Genomic DNA, 18,897 nt, shown 5'->3' with positions numbered 1-18,897 from the left:
AGAAAGTACATTTTCTGCACTGTCTCTGCTAGAACATATGCTACATATAGAAGGAATTTTTATAAAGTTTTATGCAGCGTTTGGCGTGAATCTGAGAAATAACACTTCACTTCTTTAGCTATGATCATTTCATCTCTTGATTCAAGGCCTTTCATTAACTTACGATGCTTATCGATGACTGCTTCAATACGTTCGGTACCTTGAGAGAAAATTTCTTCTGTCGTAAGTAAAAGTACTGTCATAATAATCTGGCGAATGCTCTTCCATAAATGAAGCATTCGAGTATGGTTCGCTTCCATAATGATCGTCTCGTGAAACTGGAGATCCTGATAGGCGAATTCGACAAAATCAGAGTGTTTCATTGAGAGTTCCATTTTATCGATAATTTGCTGCAGTTTTGTCATCAAATCATGAGGCAGCTGTTTTGCCAAATTTTCTTGAACAAAACTTTCAATAAGGTATCTCACATCATAGAGCTCATCCATATCTTTTGCACTGAGACCAAGAACAACAGCGCCCATACGTTCAAGACGAATCAAGCCTTCGTTTGAAAGCGTTTTAAATGCATCTCTTACGGGGGAACGACTGCTGCTAAATTGGGCAGCTATTCTATTCTCAGATAAAATTTCCCCCGGAGGGATGGTGCCATCAATAATTTGCAAGCGTAATTCGCTTACAATAAACTCTCCAAGAGAACTTCCTTGCAGCCAAGCAGAAGGATAATGCATCAAATAACTCTCCTATCCATACATTTCATTTGAAGAGAGTGTAGTTCATCATATATTGAATCTAGACTCTAATCTAATGGTAACTAAAAACAGCGTTACAGTAAAATAAAAGAGCATAAACATTGTTAGGTATACTTGTATACAAGTTAGTGATAAATCTATCGTACAACAACTGTGAACATTTTGTAAACGTTTAAATAAAGCAACGTAAGCATCTATTACTATGCATTTCTCCATATAAACAGGTTTCCTTATATTTGAAACATTATTAATTTAAATATAAAATAAGACATTCCTTGTACTAGGATTTCAACATATATAGTAGAAGTAAAGAAAATAGAAATGTGAAAATTGATATCCACATGTGAATAACTTTATTGTTTGTTGGGATGATGGAGTAAAATTGTGGACAAATGAATCAAATGGTTTTGATTATGCGCATACTGTAGTTAAGTTGACTTTTTGACTTATACATGGTTAAATATATAAAGGCATTTTCTGTGTTGATGAAAATGATTAATTAACGATATCGTTATGGATTGCACTATGCAAATAAACAGTTTATAAGTAGTACTAGGTAGTTCAATCTGTACAGGATTCCTTATAAGGGGGTGCAATACATGAGACCAACATTTAGACCGAATGTTAGCAAACGTAAGAAGAACCATGGTTTCCGGAAAAGAATGAGCACGAAAAACGGCCGTAAAGTTCTGGCAGCCCGCCGTCTGAAAGGCAGAAAAGTACTCAGTGCGTAATGCGTGCATGAAGACCACTACGGTGGTCTTTTTTTCTTAAATAAGCAATTTTGACTTTAATAAGAGGAGCGTTTATAGCTTCCTATGATCGTCCATACTTAAATTAGGGTGTAACAATGCGTTTATTAAGGAACAAACGCGTTGAAGCAAGGAGAAGAGAGCATTGCATAAAAGATTACGTTTACGAAACCGTGCCGACTTTAGTCGCGTATACCGTTATGGTAAGTCTCAAGCAAACTATCAGTTTGTGGTATATGGATTGCGTCGCAAGGATGTCGAGCAGTTTCGTGTCGGCGTATCTTGCAGCAAGAAGATTGGCAATGCGGTTGTCCGCAATCGCATGCGAAGATTGATTAAAGAAATTATTCGACATCATGAAACCGAAATTGTTGAGAACATGGATCTCATTTTTATCGTAAGAAAGGGAGCCGTTTCAATGAGCTATCAGGAAATGGAAAAAAGCATTCTTCATGTCCTGCGAAAAGCTTCGCTTTTGAAGGCAGAAAGACGCTCGAATTAGCGTTTCTTTGTTCTTCTACTTATGGTATTATTTACGGTGGAATGGATAGGTTAAGAGAGGGGTTATGAAGTGTCTCGACTCAAGTCAATGAAGGGGAAGAAGTGGCTTCTCCTGATCGCTGTCATCGCTTTGGTTGCTGTATTAGCTGGTTGTGCTCCTACGAACACAACACATGTTACTACGGAAGACTTGAAGAACAGTGAATCTTTTTGGAAAAGTAACGTAGTTTACTGGTTTTCACTATCTTTAGACTCATTTGCTAAATGGTTTGGCGGAGAGTATGGCCTAGCGATTTTGGTACTAGTAATTATCGTACGGACATTAATTCTTCCACTCACTATTAAACAAGTAAAAAGTTCAAGAAACATGCAGAAGATTCAACCGCTAATTAAGGAAATCCAAACGAAGTACAAGGATACTCCAGAAAAAATTCAAGCGGAAACGATGAAGCTTTTCCAAGAGCATAAAGTCAATCCAATGGCGGGTTGTTTGCCTCTGATTATCCAGATGCCTATTTATATCGCTCTTTATAACTCGATTCTTTATAACTCAAATATCAGCAAGCACACTTTCTTATGGATGGAACTTGGTTCCCCAGATAAAATGTTTATTCTTCCTGTGCTCGTTGCTGTGTCTATGTTCTTCCAAACATGGTATATGATGAAGCAGAATCCGTCGCAGCAGCAAGGACCTATGCAGTTTATGCTGTGGGTATATCCAATTCTGATGTTTGTAATGTCCTATCAGTTTGCATCGGCATTGCCACTCTACTGGTTCTACTCAAACATCTACACCATCGTTCAAAACTTCTTCCTTTACCGGAACAATGATAAGCTTATTGCTGCTTCGAATGTTCAAGGCGCTACGGGTTCTTCCAAGAAGGGACAAGCAGGACTTGTTTCTACAAATGGAGTAAACTCACAAGCGAAGAAGAAAAAGAAAAGAAAGAAAAAATAAAAAGTTAAGTTAGCTCTCCCAGTTTATCATATCAGTATGTGGTGAAGGAGGCACGGCGTTCCATATGACCACCGTCATTGCGACAGGTAAAACGATAGAAGATGCTGTAGATCAAGGACTGACACAACTTGGTGTTAGCCGCGATTTGGTTGCGTTAAACGTCTTAGAACAGCCATCCAGAGGTTTTTTAGGTCTCATTGGTGTTAAGCCAGCCAAAGTAGAATTGACACTCATTCCGAAACGGAAAGAAGAGTCCTTCGAAAAAGAGCCTGATTCTGCTCAGGTCCGTACTTCTGGTCTAACTTCTTCTATTTCAACTGAGATAGATACGAATAGAACTACTGAAGTTGATCCATATGTTGAGGCAAGTGATTTCGTTAAGGAAGTAGCTGCCGGTATGGGGCTTGAAGTCGAAATCGAGATTAAGAAAAGCAGAGATGGCAAGATTTTTAATATTACTGGAGAAGATCTGGGACTTATTATCGGACGTAGGGGCCAGACCTTGGATGCACTTCAGTATTTAACGAATATTGTGGCTAACAAGAACTCAAGCAGTTTCGTGCGGATTATTCTTGATGCAGAGAATTTCAGATTAAGACGCCGCAAGACATTAGAAGAACTTGCAGACCGCTTGGCATCACAAGTAATTCGTACGGGAAAAGAAGTTGTACTTGAACCAATGCCTTCTCAGGAACGTAAAGTAATTCATGCGAAACTTCAGCATCACCGTCAGGTGAATACGATTAGTAGAGGCGAAGAGCCTAATCGTAGAGTTGTGATTACACTCAAATAAGTACAAACATGTGATTTCATGCGAACACGCAATGGCTTCCTGCCCCATGCAGAAGCCATTGCTTTTTTCGTAATCGGGGTACGTAATGGATAATGAATATAACAGTCGTTAGTAACTTCTATATAGATCGTTAGTATTGATTAAGGAAGGTGAACACAGGTGATTAGTGATACAATAGCTGCAATTTCGACAGCGGTAGGAGAAGCAGGGATTGCAGTAATTCGTGTTAGTGGACCAGATGCTGTCACAGAAGTAGGGAAGATCGTAAAGAGTAAAACGCCTCTTGGGCAGGCAGAATCACATACAGTGCATTATGGACACATTATCAATCCGGAGACGAGAGAAACTGTGGAAGAGGTGCTTGTCACTGTGATGAGAGCCCCGCGCTCTTTTACAACTGAGGATGTTGTGGAAATCAGCTCTCACGGGGGAGTTATCTCGGTAAAACGGATCATGGATCTACTGCTTATGCTTGATATCCGGGTGGCAGAGCCTGGCGAATTCACTAAACGAGCATTTTTGAATGGCAGAATCGACTTGTCTCAGGCAGAAGGGGTAATGGACCTGATACGTTCCAAGTCTGATCGTGCTTTCTCTGTCGCATTAAAACAAGTGGGAGGGTCTCTCTCTACTAAAATACGCGATCTGAGATATACCCTTGTTGAAACAATGGCACATATTGAAGTGAATATTGATTATCCAGAACATGATGTGGAGTCACTTACTTCTGAATTCATTAAAGAGAAGTCTTCTCTTGTAATGAGTGAAATCGATAAGCTGTTAAAAACAGCAGAACAAGGAAAGATTTTAAGAGAAGGAATTACAACGGCTATCGTTGGAAGACCGAATGTAGGGAAATCTTCACTTCTTAATACGCTGGCACATGACAATCGTGCAATTGTGACAGATATTCCGGGAACAACACGTGATGTAATCGAAGAGTTTGTAACGATTAATAATATTCCATTGAAGCTTCTGGATACCGCAGGTATCCGTGAAACGATGGATGTAGTCGAAAAGATAGGTGTGGAGCGTTCACGAACTGCTTTTACCGAAGCAGACCTGATTCTAATGGTAGTGAATGCAGGAGAACCCCTTCACGAAGATGAGCTTGAACTGTTGGAGCAAATTAAAGGAAGACAAGCAATTATTATCTTGAATAAAATGGATCTACCTACGATGATTGATCGGGAGATTCTTGAACGATATATTGATCCTGAATTGATTGTGCCTATGTCTGTTAAAGCAGAAGAAGGTATTGATTTGCTTGAAGAGGCAATATCAAAATTATTCTTTAGTGGACAGTTGGAATCTGCGGATCTGACTTATGTCAGCAATGTACGACACATCTCTCTTTTGAAAAAAGCAAAACAATCTTTGCAGGATGCTTATGATGCGGCTGAACAGTATATTCCTATTGATATGATTCAAATTGATGTTAGATTAGCGTGGGAGCATCTTGGTGAGATTGTAGGAGATACTGCTCATGATGCGCTCATCGATCAGATTTTCTCTCAATTCTGTTTGGGTAAATAAGGGTGTATCGATAAGATAATGAAGAACTATTCTAGTCATCAGTAATCTAAAGTCCCTCTTATGGAATTGTATTTATTTTTGATATAATGAAGGTTAGTGCTTCGTGTAAGCATGATATTAAGTTAACTCGATGAGGAATCAGGATTTGGTATGATCCGATTTCGTTTTAATACAGCAGTAAATATTAGGGGGATACCCTAAACAAGGAGGAAGGAAAGATGGGATTTGATGGCGGTACATTTGATGTTATTGTCGTCGGTGCAGGTCATGCTGGTGTAGAATCTGCCCTGGCCGCAGCCCGTATGGGATGCAAAACGCTGATGGTCACTATTAACCTGGATATGGTCGCTTTTATGCCTTGTAATCCATCTATAGGCGGCCCTGCAAAAGGGCACGTCGTTCGGGAGATTGATGCACTTGGCGGAGAAATGGGTAGAAACACGGACCGAACGTTTATCCAGATGAGAATGCTCAACACGGGAAAAGGACCTGCAGTACATGCTTTACGCGCACAGGCAGATAAATTTTCTTATCAGCACACGATGAAAGAAACAATGGAAATGGAACCGAATCTGACGATGCGCCAAGGGATGGTAGACCGTTTAATTGTGGAAAACGGAGAGTGTGTTGGTGTCGTTACACAGACGGGAACGGAATACCGCGCTAAATCGGTTGTACTTACAACAGGTACGTATTTGCGTGGAAAAGTAATTATGGGTGAATTGATGTATGAGAGCGGACCTAATAATCAGCAGCCATCGATTAAACTTTCTGATCATCTGAAAGAACTTGGTTTTGAACTCGTACGTTTTAAAACAGGTACACCACCTCGGGTACACAAGGATACGATCGATTTCAGTAAAACGGAAATTCAACCAGGTGATGATATTCCCAAATTTTTCTCATACGAGACAGAAGGTTCGGATAATGAGCAACTCCCTTGTTGGTTGACCTATACATCTGCTGACACTCATCAAATTATCAGCGACAATTTACATCGTGCTCCGATGTTCTCTGGTGTTATTGAAGGGACTGGACCGCGTTATTGCCCATCGATCGAAGATAAGATTGTTCGTTTTAGTGATAAACCAAAACATCAAATCTTTTTGGAACCGGAAGGTAAAAATACAAAAGAGTACTATGTACAGGGTCTGTCCACGAGTTTGCCTGAAGATGTGCAATTAGAAGTATTGCGTTCAATTCCAGGTATGGAAAATGTACAAATGATGCGTAACGGATATGCTATTGAATACGACGCAATGGTACCAACTCAGCTTCTCCCATCACTTGAAACGAAACGTCTACCTGGTCTATTTACTGCAGGCCAAATCAACGGAACTTCGGGTTATGAAGAAGCAGCGGGTCAAGGAATTATGGCTGGTATCAATGCAGCTCGCAAAGCTCAAGGAAAAGAAGCGGTCGTTCTTGATCGTTCCCAAGGGTACATTGGTGTCCTTATAGATGATCTAGTAACGAAAGGAACGAATGAACCTTACCGTTTGCTTACTTCTAGAGCAGAATATCGTTTGCTGTTGCGTCATGACAACGCGGATCTGAGACTCACTCCATTAGGACATGAGATTGGACTCGTATCTGATGAGAGATATGCTAAATTTCTTACCAAAAAGGAAAAGGTAGAGCAAGAGATTGAGCGCCTGCGTACAACTCGTGTTCGGCCATCTGAAGTGAATGAACTTCTTGCAGGCATGGAATCTGCTCAGTTGCAAGACGGGATTACACTACTTACGTTAATGAGACGTCCCGAGTTAACCTATCATTTTATCGAAAGCATCTCGCTTTCTCCTTATGAATTGAATGAGGAAATGAAGGAACAAGTTGAAATCCAGATCAAGTATGCTGGTTACATCGAGAAGCAACTCATTCATGTAGAACGTCTGCAAAAAATGGAGAAAAAGAAAATTCCGGATACCATTGATTACAACGAAATTCATGGTCTCGCTATGGAAGCAAAACAAAAACTCGATAAAATCCGTCCAATCTCTATCGGGCAAGCGTCCCGAATTTCGGGTGTAACGCCAGCTGATATTTCAATATTGCTCGTTTATTTGGAACATTATAATCGGGTTACTGCATCTAGGGGGTAACGATGGATCATATACAGCAGGAACTGCAAGAACGTCTAGCTAACCATCAGATAGAACTGAATGAGAAACAGTTAGATCAATTTGAAATTTATTATAAAGAGCTCGTGTCTTGGAATGAAAAAATGAACCTCACTGGAATCACAGAAAGAGAGCAGGTTTATACAAAACATTTCTACGATTCAGTTTCACTTGCTTTTTATGTAGGGATGAACGAAGTGAATACAATTGCGGATATTGGTTCTGGCGCTGGTTTTCCAGGTATTCCGCTTAAAATTTGTTTTCCTCATCTAAAGCTGACAATCATTGATTCCCTGAACAAACGAATTACTTTCTTACAACATCTTGTCGATTCTCTTGGTCTTGAAGATGTGGAGCTGATTCATGGGCGAGCTGAAGAAATCGGAAGACGTTCAGGTTACCGAGATCATTATGATCTTGTTACTGCACGCGCAGTAGCTAGACTCGCTGTACTGAATGAATTCTGTTTACCTTTTGTTCATAAAGACGGGGTGTTCGCAGCGATGAAGGGTAGTGACCCTACCGCCGAGCTGGCGGAAGCTGCTTATAGCTTAAAGGAGCTAAAGGGAAAACTAATAGATACACATGCTTTCCAATTACCTGTGGAAGAGTCAGCAAGACATATGATTCTTATCCGAAAGACGGCAGCCACGCCTAAGTTATATCCAAGAAAACCAGGTACGCCTCTAAAGACACCACTTGTAAAATAAATAGAAGAGAAAAGAGAATGTTTCACGTGAAACATTCTCTTTTTTATTTCGTTATAATCTATGTAGGAAGAAAACAATCAGATATCTCTCTTCATTTTTTAAAATAAATGAAGATTGTATTGAGTAAATCGTTTGGTCTGGAGCAAAAACAGAGAGTTCATTTTTGGTTCAATATGATTAAATTTTCAAGAATGAAAAAGAAAAAATATCCTGATTTAATTCATCTAATTACGATAAAATTCGCCCTATCAAACAATAGGATTATGGAAGAAAAAGTGATAGAATAGAAGGAGCAGTTTCTTCGTGCAGAGTGAAGTCTAGACGTCATAGAAAATAAAGATATACATATATTAGACGCCTTAGCCTATATACAACACGGAATCGAAGAGTGAACAGGTCAACGAAGTGCCTCGAGCGGCACTATTTTGAAATTAGGTGGTAATATACGGAATGAAAGAACAATTTTCGAAGTTGTTTGGTTTGACGGAACGCAGTAACGGGGATGAAATAAAACAAATTCCGATCGACGAAATTGTGAGCAGCCCGTATCAGCCCCGTACGATTTTTGATGACGAGAAGATTGATGAATTATGCCAAACGATTAAAACGCATGGTGTTATTCAGCCGATTGTGGTCCGTATTCGCAACGCCCAATATGAAATTATTGCTGGTGAGAGACGCTGGCGTGCTGTTAAGAAGCTGGGCATGGAACATATTCCTGCTATTGTTCGCGAATTTAATGATTCACAAGCTGCTTCAATTGCGCTTATTGAAAATTTACAACGTGAAGGGCTTACTGCGATTGAAGAGGCAGTGGCTTATCAAAAGCTGATTGACTTACACCAGTTAACACAAGAAAGTCTGGCTCAGCGCCTTGGAAAAAGCCAATCCACAATTGCGAATAAGATTCGCTTGTTGCAACTGCCTGATGAAATAAAGACAGCACTTATGGAACGGAAAATATCAGAGCGGCATGCTAGGGCTTTACTTTCACTCGATAGTCTTGAAATCCAATTAAGGATTCTTGACGAGGTTATTACCAAAGAATTGAATGTAAAGCAAACAGAAGCAAGGGTTGCTTTTTATAAGGAAGCTTCCAAACTGAAAAAGTCGAAACGCATTTCTTTTACGAAGGATGTAAGACTTGCACTGAATACGATCCGACAATCCATAGATATGGTTTCTGGCTCAGGTTTGGAAATTAAAACAAAAGAATCTGATCATGAAGATCATTATGAAATTTTAATACAAATTCCTAAACGCAAATAACGAAAATGCAGCGGCTCAATTGCCGCTTTTTCTATCCAGTTCATTCTGGCCTTTACGGTAAACCATCCATATCTCATACCCCTGAGGAATGACTCCTATATTGAGGTGAACAAAGTGTCAAAGATTATTGCCGTAGCAAACCAGAAGGGCGGAGTAGGGAAGACAACGACCTCTGTCAATTTGGGAGCGGGAATGGCTTCGCTTGGCAAGCGTGTGCTTCTCGTAGATATAGATCCCCAAGGTAATACTACAAGTGGGGTAGGTATTAATAAAGCTGACGTTGCTCATTGTATCTATGATGTTCTTATTGAAGAAATACACCCCAGAGAAGCGATCGTTGAGACCAACATACCGGGACTACATTTAATTCCAGCTACCATTCAACTTGCTGGAGCTGAAATTGAACTAGTATCTACGATCTCCCGTGAAGTTCGTCTTAAGAAATCTCTACAGATGATCAAGCAAGATTATGATTATATTTTGATTGATTGCCCTCCTTCACTTGGGATGCTTACCATTAACTCACTGACCGCATCCGATTCTGTTATTATTCCTATTCAGTGTGAGTATTACGCCCTTGAAGGTTTAAGTCAGCTATTAAATACAGTTAGACTGGTTCAAAAGCATCTGAATACATCTCTTCAAATTGAGGGTGTTCTTCTTACGATGTTTGATGCTCGTACGAACCTTGGGATACAAGTTATTGAAGAAGTTAAAAAGTATTTTCAACAAAAAGTATATCGGACTATTATTCCACGTAATATCAGACTCAGCGAGGCACCTTCACACGGACAGTCCATTATTACGTATGATCCTCGTTCAAGAGGAGCTGAAGTTTATCTAGAGTTGGCAAAGGAAGTGATTTCATATGAGTAAGCGTTTAGGTAAAGGCTTGGATGCACTTATACCTTCGCTTTCGATTAACGAAGATGACAAAGTTGTGGAGATACCACTCAGCCAGCTTCGCGCAAATCCTTATCAGCCTAGAAAAACATTTGACGAAGATTCGATTCAAGAACTGGCCGAATCCATTCGCCAGCACGGAGTTATTCAACCGATTATTGTACGTAGTGTTCTTAAGGGTTATGAAATTATTGCTGGAGAGAGACGTTTTCGTGCATCACAATATTGTGGTAAATCTACAGTTCCTGCGGTAGTTCGCAATTTTTCAGAACAGCAAGTAATGGAAATTGCGCTCATTGAAAACTTGCAACGTGAAAATTTAAACGCAATGGAAGTAGCAGTAGCATATCAAGGCTTGATGGATCAGTTCTCTCTGACACAAGAGGAACTTTCTATGAAGGTTGGTAAATCAAGATCCCACATTGCTAACTTTTTAAGGTTGTTATCTTTACCGGAAGAAGTGAAGGATCATGTTTCACGTGGAACATTATCTATGGGGCATGCTAGAGCCATTGTTGGTTTAAAGGATCAAAAAGTGGTGAAGGAACTTGCAGAAGAGTGTATCCAACAGCAATGGAGCGTAAGGGAGCTAGAAGAAGCAGTTCAGCAACTGGATCGTAAAGGGAACGATACAAAACCTAAATCGAAACAGAAAAAGAGAGATCCTTATATTGAAACTGTCGAGGAAAGTCTACGTGATCGCTTCAAAACGACAGTCAAGATTAAAGCTAATAAAGAAAAAGGGAAAATCGAGCTGAACTACTACAGTAAACAAGACCTAGAGAGGTTATTGGAATTACTTCAATAAGTATTCTAATAGAATCTATATGTCTAACCTATCAGAGATAACCATAGATATAGCGGGTAATGGATAAGGAAGTCTTTTATGTAATGACATATCGTCCTCTTACCTCGGGTAGGGAGAATAGATATGTCATTTTCTTTTGTTTATGGAGTATGGAGGTCTTCTATAGATGGCTAAGACAAAGGGAATTGATCAAATTATATATCTAGATCACGCGGCAACTTCATGGCCGAAACCGGAAGTTGTTAAAGATGCTATGATTCAGGCGATGGATACAGCAGGTGCAAACCCAGGCAGAGGAAGTCACCAAATGGCAGTAGAAGCAAGTAAGGTGTTATTTAATACACGCAGGGCCATAGCGAAGTTGTTTGGTATTCATAATCCCAATGATATTGTTCTTACTTCTAACACAACGATGAGCTTGAATTTAGCCATTAAGGGAATTCTGAAAACAGGCGATCATGTGATCACGACCATGATGGAACATAACTCCGTAAGAAGACCATTAGAATATTTAAGATCTCTGGGACAAATCGAAGTCGATTATCTCCCTCTTACGGATGACGGACTAATAGAGATCGATAGGTTGGAGAAAACAATCCGCTCTAATACCAAATTGGTTGTCGTATCTCACAGTTCAAATCTGCTGGGGAGTATCCTCCCGTTGCAAGAGATAGGTGCCGTTACTCGAAAACACCAGATTCCTTTGCTAGTCGATGCGGCTCAAAGTGCAGGGATAATACCTATTGAGGTTGAAGAGATGGGGATCGATTTATTAGCCTTCCCGGGGCATAAGGGTTTACTTGGTCCACAGGGGACCGGAGGACTTTATATCAGCCCTGCTTTGAATGTGGAGCCACTGCTTCACGGTGGGACAGGCAGCCAGTCAGAATCCATTGCACAACCTACGGTGAGGCCAGATCGATTTGAATCAGGTACCCCTAACACAATTGGTTATGCTGGCCTAAGAGCAGGTATAGAACAAGTGCTGTCACTGACGCTAGATCACATATACAAGCACGAATGGTCTCTATCTCAATATTTAATAGAGGGCTTGGAGGAGATATCCGGAGTACACATTCTTGGGCCTGGTAAAGGGAAGCCAAGAAGTGGTCTTGTATCATTCTATACAGAAACTATGGATTCAGCGGAACTAGCATTCCGTCTTGATCGAGAGTATGGAATTGCGGTGCGTTCGGGATATCACTGTGCACCGCTTGCTCATGAAAGTGCGGGTACTTTAGAGAGAGGTGCAGTGAGGGCTAGTTTTGGTGTAAACTCAACTGAGGCAGAAATTTCGGCGCTGCTCGCAGCAGTCCATAACCTTGCCAACAGATCGTAATTAAGACAGAGGAGTAGGAGCAATAAATGACAGAAATAAATGAGCTGATCCTTGAACAATTGCCTATCATTATTTTCGGTATCCTGTTAATTGTTCTTGTTCTTTTAATCATGATGATTGTCCAAGCTGTGAAGCTACGAAAACTACGAAAAAATTATAACAACCTAATGTCCAGTACGGGAGTAGAGGATTTGGAGTCGTTACTCTTCAATCTCAAGGTTCAGATGGATTCTATTGAAGATGTTCAAGCAGAGAATCGTGATGATATTACGAAAGCCATCTCAAAACTGAATCAAGTTCAGGGGAAATTGGGGATCAAACGTTATAATGCATATGGAGAACGAGGAGCCGACCTTAGTTTTTCTATTGCCATGTTGAATGAAAACAGTGATGGGATCGTGTTAACTGGTATATACAATCGAGATGGATCTTATGTCTATGCCAAGCCCCTAAAAGGGGGAGAATCAACTTATTCGTTATCGAATGAAGAAAGAGAAGCTATTGCTCTTGCACAGCAAGAAGCGTAGAACGTTTATGCCACTCTGTAAGCGCAGCAGATAAGCCATTTGAAATAATGTCTGCCATGCGAACGACAAGACTAAGACGAGTATTCTGAAGTACAAAATATTCCATGAAGCCGCCGACGTTAACGATTCCAGTAAGATGGATATCGCCGACCGGCGGTAATTCTTTATTTACACCTGCTCCTGGACGTAAAGGGCCTGCAGCAACTTGTATGCAACCTACACTTGATGATTGGCCAAGGCAAGCGTCTATGCCAATGACATAAGGATCATGATGTCTGGAATAAATTTCTTCGAGCGTATCTTTCAGATTCACTGCATGAACAGGATCTTCTAGTGTGCCATATAGGTGGAAGATGGAGCTGCGTAGCTTGGACAGTGATGTTCCAACAAGTGGACCGAGACAATCGCCCGTTGAGCGATCCGTTCCGATGCAGACGATAACAATTTCTTTATGGGCAGGAGCCTGAAATAAATGAAATAATAAACGATGGACGATGGCTGAAGCGATGCCTGGATCGGTATGCGATATTTTCAGGCCAGGCATGTCCTGCGAAGACAAAGCTTTTGGAATACGATTCATAGTCGCACTATCTTCCTTTCGTGCTTGGAATAGTAGTACTAGTATATGGAAGAAGCCTGTTTTTTATACTTGGAATCACTAGACCAACATAGAGAAGGAGGTCCGTAATGGATCAGTGGCTTACCATTGCCTTTGACTCGACACAGCAGGCAATTTATACAGAAATGCTACTGGAGTATGCAGAGGTTGAGATTGATACATACCCAACACCAAAAGAAATAACCGCAGGGTGTGCTTTATCTATTCAGTTTCCTGAACAATTTCTGGAGAAAGTAAAGTATGTTATTATAACGGAGAAGGTTGAAATCCGTGGCATCTTTAGAAAAGAAGGAAGTCAATATATAGAGATAGATGTAGGAGAGGAGAATGAGGAGTGAATTGGCCCGTTATGTTATTGACCGGAACCACGCCGCCGGAAGATCCCACTGTAACTGAAGCAGTCAATGATGCAGTAGGGTGGGTTCAGCGCATTACAGATGGTATTTGGAATTGGTTCACAGATGCTGATATGTGGATTAGATATACAGGTGTTCTTTTACAAATCATTATTGTATTTGTTCTAACTCGTATTGTTATTAAAGTGCTACATGGAATCATTGATAAGTCTTTGCTTAATAAAGAATCCGAAAGAAAAATAAGAATTAATACCCGAAGAGTAAATACAGTCGGAGAACTTTTGAAAAATGTGGTCTCCATGGTATGTAACTTTATTCTGGTTTTACTTATTCTTAGCCAATTAGGTGTCAATCTTGGACCTGTGTTAGCCAGTGCCGGTGTACTTGGATTAGCGATTGGTTTTGGTGCACAAAGTTTGGTCAAAGATATTATTACAGGATTCTTCATTATACTCGAGGATCAATTCGCCGTAGGAGATGTTATCCAATCGGGTACCTTGAAAGGTACGGTGGTGATGATTGGCTTAAGGACGACGAAGATTGTGAGTTTCACAGGCGAGGTCCACATCATTCCTAATGGAGGAATTACAACAGTTACGAATTTCTCTATGGCTAATTCAAAGGCAGTTGTAGATATTCCAATGAAAGGTGAGGAACAACTTGGAGAAGCGATGCGGCTTATAAAAGAGGCTGTACGTGATTTGCCAGAGCGTAACTCCAACGTCGTATCTGTACCTGAAGTTGTTGGAATTCAGTCGATGTCGACTGCCGAATACGTTATCCGTGTTGTAGCTGAATGTCTACCAAATGTGAACCATTCAGTGGAGCGTGTCATTCAAATGGATGTGAAGGAAGCTCTAGAATATAAAGAACACATTCGGATGGCTGAATTAGAGAGCGCAGCAGCAAGAGAAGATGATGAGACGGGAGATGGATCGGGTGGAGCGTAAAGTTTTTGGTCTCGGAGATATTGTTCAGATGAAAAAGCCGCATCCCTGCGGTAGCAATGAAATGGAAATCATTCGCATGGGCATGGATATCCGCATAAAGTGTGTTGGATGCAAGCATAGTGTGCTTGTTCCTAGAGCAAAATTTGAAAAGAACTTCAAAAAAGTACTCCGTTCATCTGAAGAGGTAGAACCTGAATAAGGAGAGTAATCAGGGAATCTCTTCTTGATTTTAAAAGTATTTTTTGATATAATAGATCTTGCTGCGGAAAGGTACCCAAGAGGTTATAAGGGGACTGACTCGAAATCAGTTAGGCGCCTTGCGGCGTGCGAGGGTTCGAATCCCTCTCTTTCCGCCATTTAACTAATCCGGATGATTATCACGTTTTCAGCATGTTATGTGCATCGGATACGGATAGCAACGGATACTGCGCGAAATGATTCAACCTAACCTAAAATGATAACTCCTCTTACGTTATTTTAACGTAGGAGGTTTTTTCGTTTTATGACAAACTTAGACGTAAGCGATCTGTTTTTAGTGAGTTGCGGATGTATTCCTCGGTGATTTTTGTATTAGCGCTCAGGCCCGGTTATATAGAGAAACCAAAAAAGGACCCCAAAGGGTCCTTCTCGGAAGGCAGTGCGTATTGGTAAAGAAAACATCTTCACGTAACAATTCATAAGAAACTCGGTGTACTGCAAAGCAATACCAGTGCATCTGAATCCATTATTTCATCTTCAGCACGTTACCTTCCGCTTCTATTTGCCACGATGCAGACCCTCCTTTAAACGAATGTCCGGCCCTGTCTTCAAATCATCCAACGGAACCACACCTCTCCTTGAGCACTGCCTTAACTGTATTATATCCGTAAGAGCAAAAAATAAACGAAGCAACAGTTGGGAATTTAAGGCGTTTATTCTTTTGTAAAAATCTTTTAGAACGAGTACATATATTTTGCTTAATAAAACGTTAATGCACTCTTGCTTTCGTAAGCTTCTTCCACTTTCGGTCTTTGTTTGTTGTTTCAGGGAAGGTGTCACCCTTCTTCAGCTTAACTCGTTTGGGGTTGTTGATCTCTGTATGAAAGCTGGCTTCCCCTACCTCTGTATACTCTCCGTCATTTGGAGCTTTATCTCCTGGTTCGAATTCCGTTCTTTCACCCATTATGATTCCTCCTTATGTTGTAGTGCAGATATTATTGTGTGCAAATCACATTACAAACATGTCCAACAATCCAATGGTAAAAGAGAACATGTGCTTGCACTCGTCTTGTGAAAATGATATATTGATATGGTGCGAGTTTGTTCTCGTTCCTTGCTCTCGAGCTAAGACTTGGGGGCCTTATGTCCATAAGGAGGTGTATAGTTATGCGCAAATACGAAGTGATGTACATTATTCGTCCTGATATTGAACAAGAAGCTGTTCAAGCTGCAGTCGAAAAATTCCAAGGCATCATCTCCAATGGCGGTGAAATTACAAAGCATGATGTAATGGGTAAACGCCGTCTTGCGTATGAGATTAAGAAATTCCGTGATGGTCACTATGTGTTGGTTAACTTCAACGCTGAACCAGCTGTCGTTTCCGAGTTGGAACGTCTCATGAAAATTTCTGACGAAGTAATTCGTTATCTCATCACGAATGACGTTGCTTAATCCAGAAAACATTTGATTTTGTAATAACTACGCTCAGAAGGAGGGGATTAGATTGTTGAACCGAGTCATTCTGATTGGCCGGTTAACCCGTGACCCTGAATTACGTTATACTCCTGCTGGAGTTGCCGTAACTCAATTTACACTTGCTGTAGACCGTCCGTTTACAAGCCAAGGTGGAGAACGGGAAGCTGATTTTATACCGGTCGTTACCTGGAGACAGCTAGCGGAAACTTGTGCAAACTATTTGCGTAAAGGCCGTCTAACAGCCGTCGAGGGACGCATTCAAGTACGTAACTATGAGAATAACGAAGGCAAACGTGTATACGTTACTGAAGTTATCGCTGATAACGTTCGTTTCTTGGAATCTAACCGTGATGGTGGCAACACAAATGGCGGTGGAACTATGCGTGAAGAGCCTTCCTATGGAGGCGGCGGCAACGGTAACCGAGGGAATAGTAACAACAACAATTTCTCACGGAACAATCAGGATCCTTTTTCCGATGACGGTAAACCGATTGATATTTCGGATGATGATTTGCCATTTTAATTAGGAAGGACTGACTAGCATGGGCTTCAAACAAAGAGAAGGCGGAGACGACAAAAGACCGGCACGCCGCGGCGGCCGTAATAAACGTCGTAAAGTTTGCTTCTTCACTGTTAACAAAATTACTCACATTGACTATAAAGATACGGACCTGCTTCGTAAATTTATCAGTGAGCGCGGAAAAATTTTGCCACGCCGTGTAACTGGCACTAGTGCAAAATACCAACGCATGTTGACGATTGCGGTTAAACGCTCCCGTCAAATCGCATTGCTTCCGTACACAACTGAATAGTTTCAGGTTCAGTGAATAGAACAACCTGCTGTTTACAGCAGGTTGTTTTTTTGTATTTAATTACATAAAAGTACCCAAATTCGATCATGGAAATATTGGAACAAAGTTGTGGCTCGCTATTACAGAGAATATAATGATAGGATAGATTGAAGAATATTATAGTTTTGGTTGTAACTAAACGTACTCTAACTTCGTAAATGTGAAGTAATGAGTATGATCAATGTAATAGCAGTTATATGTTTTTGGCGGAATAAACAAATAGAAATAGGAGTGGTTATGAGAAAGCAAACACATCAAAGACGTGGCTCATCACGGCGTTTATTTTTCATGCTGTTACTCTTGGCATTTGTATATTATATTTCCCAGTCTAACTCTTTTCGTATAGATTGGAGCAGCCCTTTTTCTAAAGAGGTAGAGGAAGATCCTATAGAAGTCACAGGCTTACACCCGACCGTCGCTGAGAAGCAGGGGCAGTTAGTGGAGCGTGCTAGGAAGAAAGGGATACGGATCATTATAACGGAAGGATACCGGAGTAAAGCGAGACAAGACGAGCTTTTTCAACAAGGCAGATCTACAGATGGGAAAATTGTAACTTCAGCAAGAGGCGGAGAATCCTATCATAATTATGGACTTGCTATTGATTTTGCAATTAGAGTATCGGATGACAAAGTGGTCTGGGATATGGAATATGATGGAAATGAGAATGGGAATTCGGATTGGATGGAAATTGTAGAAATCGCCAAAGAGCTCGGCTTTGAGTGGGGAGGCGATTGGGCCAGTTTTCCTGACTATCCTCATCTCCAGTATGATTTTGGATACAGCATAGCCGAGTTGCAGCGTGGGAAAAGACCACCAGGATATACATTGGATTCTGAAGATTTAGAGGCAAGCGGAGAATAATTCTTAATGCAATAATAAAATATGGAGGTCCTACATTTGTAGGGCCTTTTTGATTGAATTCTTGACTAGAAGTTTACAAACAATATTAAGATTTTACTTGAAATAAACAGATGAAATTGTATAATAGGAAAAAAGTTCTATTAACCGAAGGTAGAAAAATAACTACGTTGTTATGTAAAAGAGGCGTCAATGTAAAGATCGTAAGTACACTTATTTTAACCTCTTAAATCATTATATGTATTTCTTTGGTAAAACACTCGATATTTCCAAATCCTATTCCAGTTTCAGTCCTCTCTCGAATCATGTCGCTAAAACCCAAAACTGAGATGTAGACAATAAAAAATTACGGTTTTATTTCTATCAATGTCATTATATATTACATAAATACTTGTAATTCTAATGATATCGTAATATAAATGTTAGGTTTTTAGAAAGATTTAAGTCTCTTATAGCAATATACTGTCATATTTTATACATGTCAAAGATAGAGAGAATCAGGTCTTTATACCCCAAACAAACAAAAAATAAACACTACATCTCATAAAATTATTAAAAAAGCATTGACGTTAGTAAAATTTACACGTATTATTACAATAAATTATTGAAAAATCAATAAAT

Annotated in this window: 22 protein-coding genes and 1 tRNA gene; 20 read left to right on the top strand and 3 right to left on the bottom strand. The window is 40.3% G+C overall.

Annotated elements, in window-relative coordinates:
• Positions 1-59 precede the first annotated feature (59 nt).
• A complete protein-coding gene (locus KFT32_RS24470; protein ID WP_211750026.1) occupies positions 60-728 on the bottom strand; it encodes a GntR family transcriptional regulator in 669 nt (222 codons plus the stop codon).
• Between the two features lie 620 nt (positions 729-1,348).
• On the opposite strand from KFT32_RS24470, the gene rpmH reads away from it, so the two are divergent.
• The 12 genes from rpmH (at position 1,349) to KFT32_RS24410 (ending at position 12,968) form a co-directional block, all read left to right on the top strand.
• Positions 1,349-1,483 (top strand): 50S ribosomal protein L34, encoded by a 135-nt coding sequence (gene rpmH, locus KFT32_RS24465; protein ID WP_091159838.1) that lies wholly within the window; start codon positions 1,349-1,351, stop codon positions 1,481-1,483.
• Positions 1,484-1,646: 163 nt separating this feature from the next.
• Positions 1,647-2,003 carry a ribonuclease P protein component gene (rnpA, locus tag KFT32_RS24460; protein WP_211750025.1) on the top strand — a complete coding sequence of 119 codons (357 nt, stop codon included), beginning with the start codon at positions 1,647-1,649 and terminating at the stop codon, positions 2,001-2,003.
• Between the two features lie 69 nt (positions 2,004-2,072).
• A complete protein-coding gene (locus KFT32_RS24455) occupies positions 2,073-2,960 on the top strand; it encodes a YidC/Oxa1 family membrane protein insertase (protein WP_211750024.1) in 888 nt (295 codons plus the stop codon).
• Positions 2,961-3,024: 64 nt separating this feature from the next.
• Positions 3,025-3,753 (top strand): RNA-binding cell elongation regulator Jag/EloR, encoded by a 729-nt coding sequence (jag, locus tag KFT32_RS24450; RefSeq protein WP_211750023.1) that lies wholly within the window; start codon positions 3,025-3,027, stop codon positions 3,751-3,753.
• Between the two features lie 159 nt (positions 3,754-3,912).
• Entirely contained in the window at positions 3,913-5,289 is a 1,377-nt protein-coding gene (gene mnmE / locus KFT32_RS24445) for a tRNA uridine-5-carboxymethylaminomethyl(34) synthesis GTPase MnmE (RefSeq protein ID WP_211750022.1), read from the top strand.
• A gap of 218 nt (positions 5,290-5,507) precedes the next feature.
• Positions 5,508-7,394: a tRNA uridine-5-carboxymethylaminomethyl(34) synthesis enzyme MnmG gene (gene mnmG / locus KFT32_RS24440; RefSeq protein WP_211750021.1), complete on the top strand. Its 1,887-nt coding sequence runs from the start codon at positions 5,508-5,510 to the stop codon at positions 7,392-7,394.
• A gap of 2 nt (positions 7,395-7,396) precedes the next feature.
• Positions 7,397-8,122 (top strand): 16S rRNA (guanine(527)-N(7))-methyltransferase RsmG, encoded by a 726-nt coding sequence (rsmG, locus tag KFT32_RS24435; RefSeq protein WP_211750020.1) that lies wholly within the window; start codon positions 7,397-7,399, stop codon positions 8,120-8,122.
• 450 nt (positions 8,123-8,572) lie between these two features.
• Complete coding sequence (gene noc / locus KFT32_RS24430) at positions 8,573-9,391, top strand: nucleoid occlusion protein (RefSeq protein WP_211750019.1); 819 nt, start codon at positions 8,573-8,575, stop codon at positions 9,389-9,391.
• A 114-nt stretch (positions 9,392-9,505) separates the two neighbouring features.
• Positions 9,506-10,267, top strand: a complete 762-nt coding sequence (locus KFT32_RS24425) for a ParA family protein (protein ID WP_211750018.1) — start codon at positions 9,506-9,508, stop codon at positions 10,265-10,267.
• Positions 10,260-11,102 carry a ParB/RepB/Spo0J family partition protein gene (locus KFT32_RS24420; protein ID WP_211750017.1) on the top strand — a complete coding sequence of 281 codons (843 nt, stop codon included), beginning with the start codon at positions 10,260-10,262 and terminating at the stop codon, positions 11,100-11,102. Before KFT32_RS24425 ends, KFT32_RS24420 begins: the two co-directional genes overlap by 8 nt.
• Before the next feature lie 166 nt (positions 11,103-11,268).
• Positions 11,269-12,441 carry an aminotransferase class V-fold PLP-dependent enzyme gene (locus KFT32_RS24415; RefSeq protein WP_249436115.1) on the top strand — a complete coding sequence of 391 codons (1,173 nt, stop codon included), beginning with the start codon at positions 11,269-11,271 and terminating at the stop codon, positions 12,439-12,441.
• A gap of 26 nt (positions 12,442-12,467) precedes the next feature.
• A complete protein-coding gene (locus KFT32_RS24410; RefSeq protein WP_211750016.1) occupies positions 12,468-12,968 on the top strand; it encodes a DUF4446 family protein in 501 nt (166 codons plus the stop codon).
• On the opposite strand, the gene yyaC is transcribed toward KFT32_RS24410, so the two are convergent.
• On the bottom strand, positions 12,940-13,548 hold the full coding sequence (yyaC, locus tag KFT32_RS24405) for a spore protease YyaC (protein WP_211750015.1): 609 nt from the start codon (positions 13,546-13,548) through the stop codon (positions 12,940-12,942). The two genes, KFT32_RS24410 and yyaC, sit on opposite strands and share 29 nt — an antisense overlap.
• A 107-nt stretch (positions 13,549-13,655) precedes the next feature.
• Here yyaC and KFT32_RS24400 point away from each other — a divergent pair, with 107 nt between their 5' ends.
• The 4 genes from KFT32_RS24400 (at position 13,656) to KFT32_RS24385 (ending at position 15,249) form a co-directional block, all read left to right on the top strand.
• On the top strand, positions 13,656-13,925 hold the full coding sequence (locus KFT32_RS24400; RefSeq protein WP_211750014.1) for a putative Se/S carrier protein: 270 nt from the start codon (positions 13,656-13,658) through the stop codon (positions 13,923-13,925).
• An 11-nt stretch (positions 13,926-13,936) separates the two neighbouring features.
• On the top strand, positions 13,937-14,893 hold the full coding sequence (locus KFT32_RS24395) for a mechanosensitive ion channel family protein (protein WP_211750039.1): 957 nt from the start codon (positions 13,937-13,939) through the stop codon (positions 14,891-14,893).
• Positions 14,883-15,092, top strand: a complete 210-nt coding sequence (locus KFT32_RS24390; RefSeq protein WP_211750013.1) for a DUF951 domain-containing protein — start codon at positions 14,883-14,885, stop codon at positions 15,090-15,092. The genes KFT32_RS24395 and KFT32_RS24390 overlap by 11 nt, the downstream gene beginning before the upstream one ends.
• A gap of 65 nt (positions 15,093-15,157) precedes the next feature.
• A tRNA-Ser gene (locus KFT32_RS24385) sits at positions 15,158-15,249 on the top strand.
• Positions 15,250-15,860: 611 nt separating this feature from the next.
• Here the strand turns inward: KFT32_RS24385 and KFT32_RS24380 are convergent.
• Positions 15,861-16,055, bottom strand: coding sequence for a YjzC family protein (locus tag KFT32_RS24380; protein ID WP_211750012.1), 195 nt, complete (start codon positions 16,053-16,055; stop codon positions 15,861-15,863).
• Positions 16,056-16,258: 203 nt separating this feature from the next.
• Here KFT32_RS24380 and rpsF point away from each other — a divergent pair, with 203 nt between their 5' ends.
• The 4 genes from rpsF to KFT32_RS24360 all read left to right on the top strand — a co-directional run bounded on the left by rpsF (position 16,259) and on the right by KFT32_RS24360 (position 18,279).
• Positions 16,259-16,543 (top strand): 30S ribosomal protein S6, encoded by a 285-nt coding sequence (rpsF, locus tag KFT32_RS24375; RefSeq protein ID WP_211750011.1) that lies wholly within the window; start codon positions 16,259-16,261, stop codon positions 16,541-16,543.
• A gap of 52 nt (positions 16,544-16,595) precedes the next feature.
• A complete protein-coding gene (gene ssb, locus KFT32_RS24370) occupies positions 16,596-17,090 on the top strand; it encodes a single-stranded DNA-binding protein (protein ID WP_211750010.1) in 495 nt (164 codons plus the stop codon).
• Positions 17,091-17,109: 19 nt separating this feature from the next.
• Positions 17,110-17,379, top strand: a complete 270-nt coding sequence (rpsR, locus tag KFT32_RS24365) for a 30S ribosomal protein S18 (protein ID WP_211750009.1) — start codon at positions 17,110-17,112, stop codon at positions 17,377-17,379.
• 276 nt (positions 17,380-17,655) lie between these two features.
• Positions 17,656-18,279, top strand: a complete 624-nt coding sequence (locus KFT32_RS24360; protein ID WP_249436113.1) for a M15 family metallopeptidase — start codon at positions 17,656-17,658, stop codon at positions 18,277-18,279.
• Positions 18,280-18,897 lie beyond the last annotated feature (618 nt).

The organism is Paenibacillus sp. Marseille-Q4541, assembly GCF_018310695.1.
Taxonomy (GTDB): Bacteria; Bacillota; Bacilli; order Paenibacillales; family Paenibacillaceae; genus Paenibacillus.
This window is presented reverse-complemented; position numbering and strand designations above follow the sequence as displayed.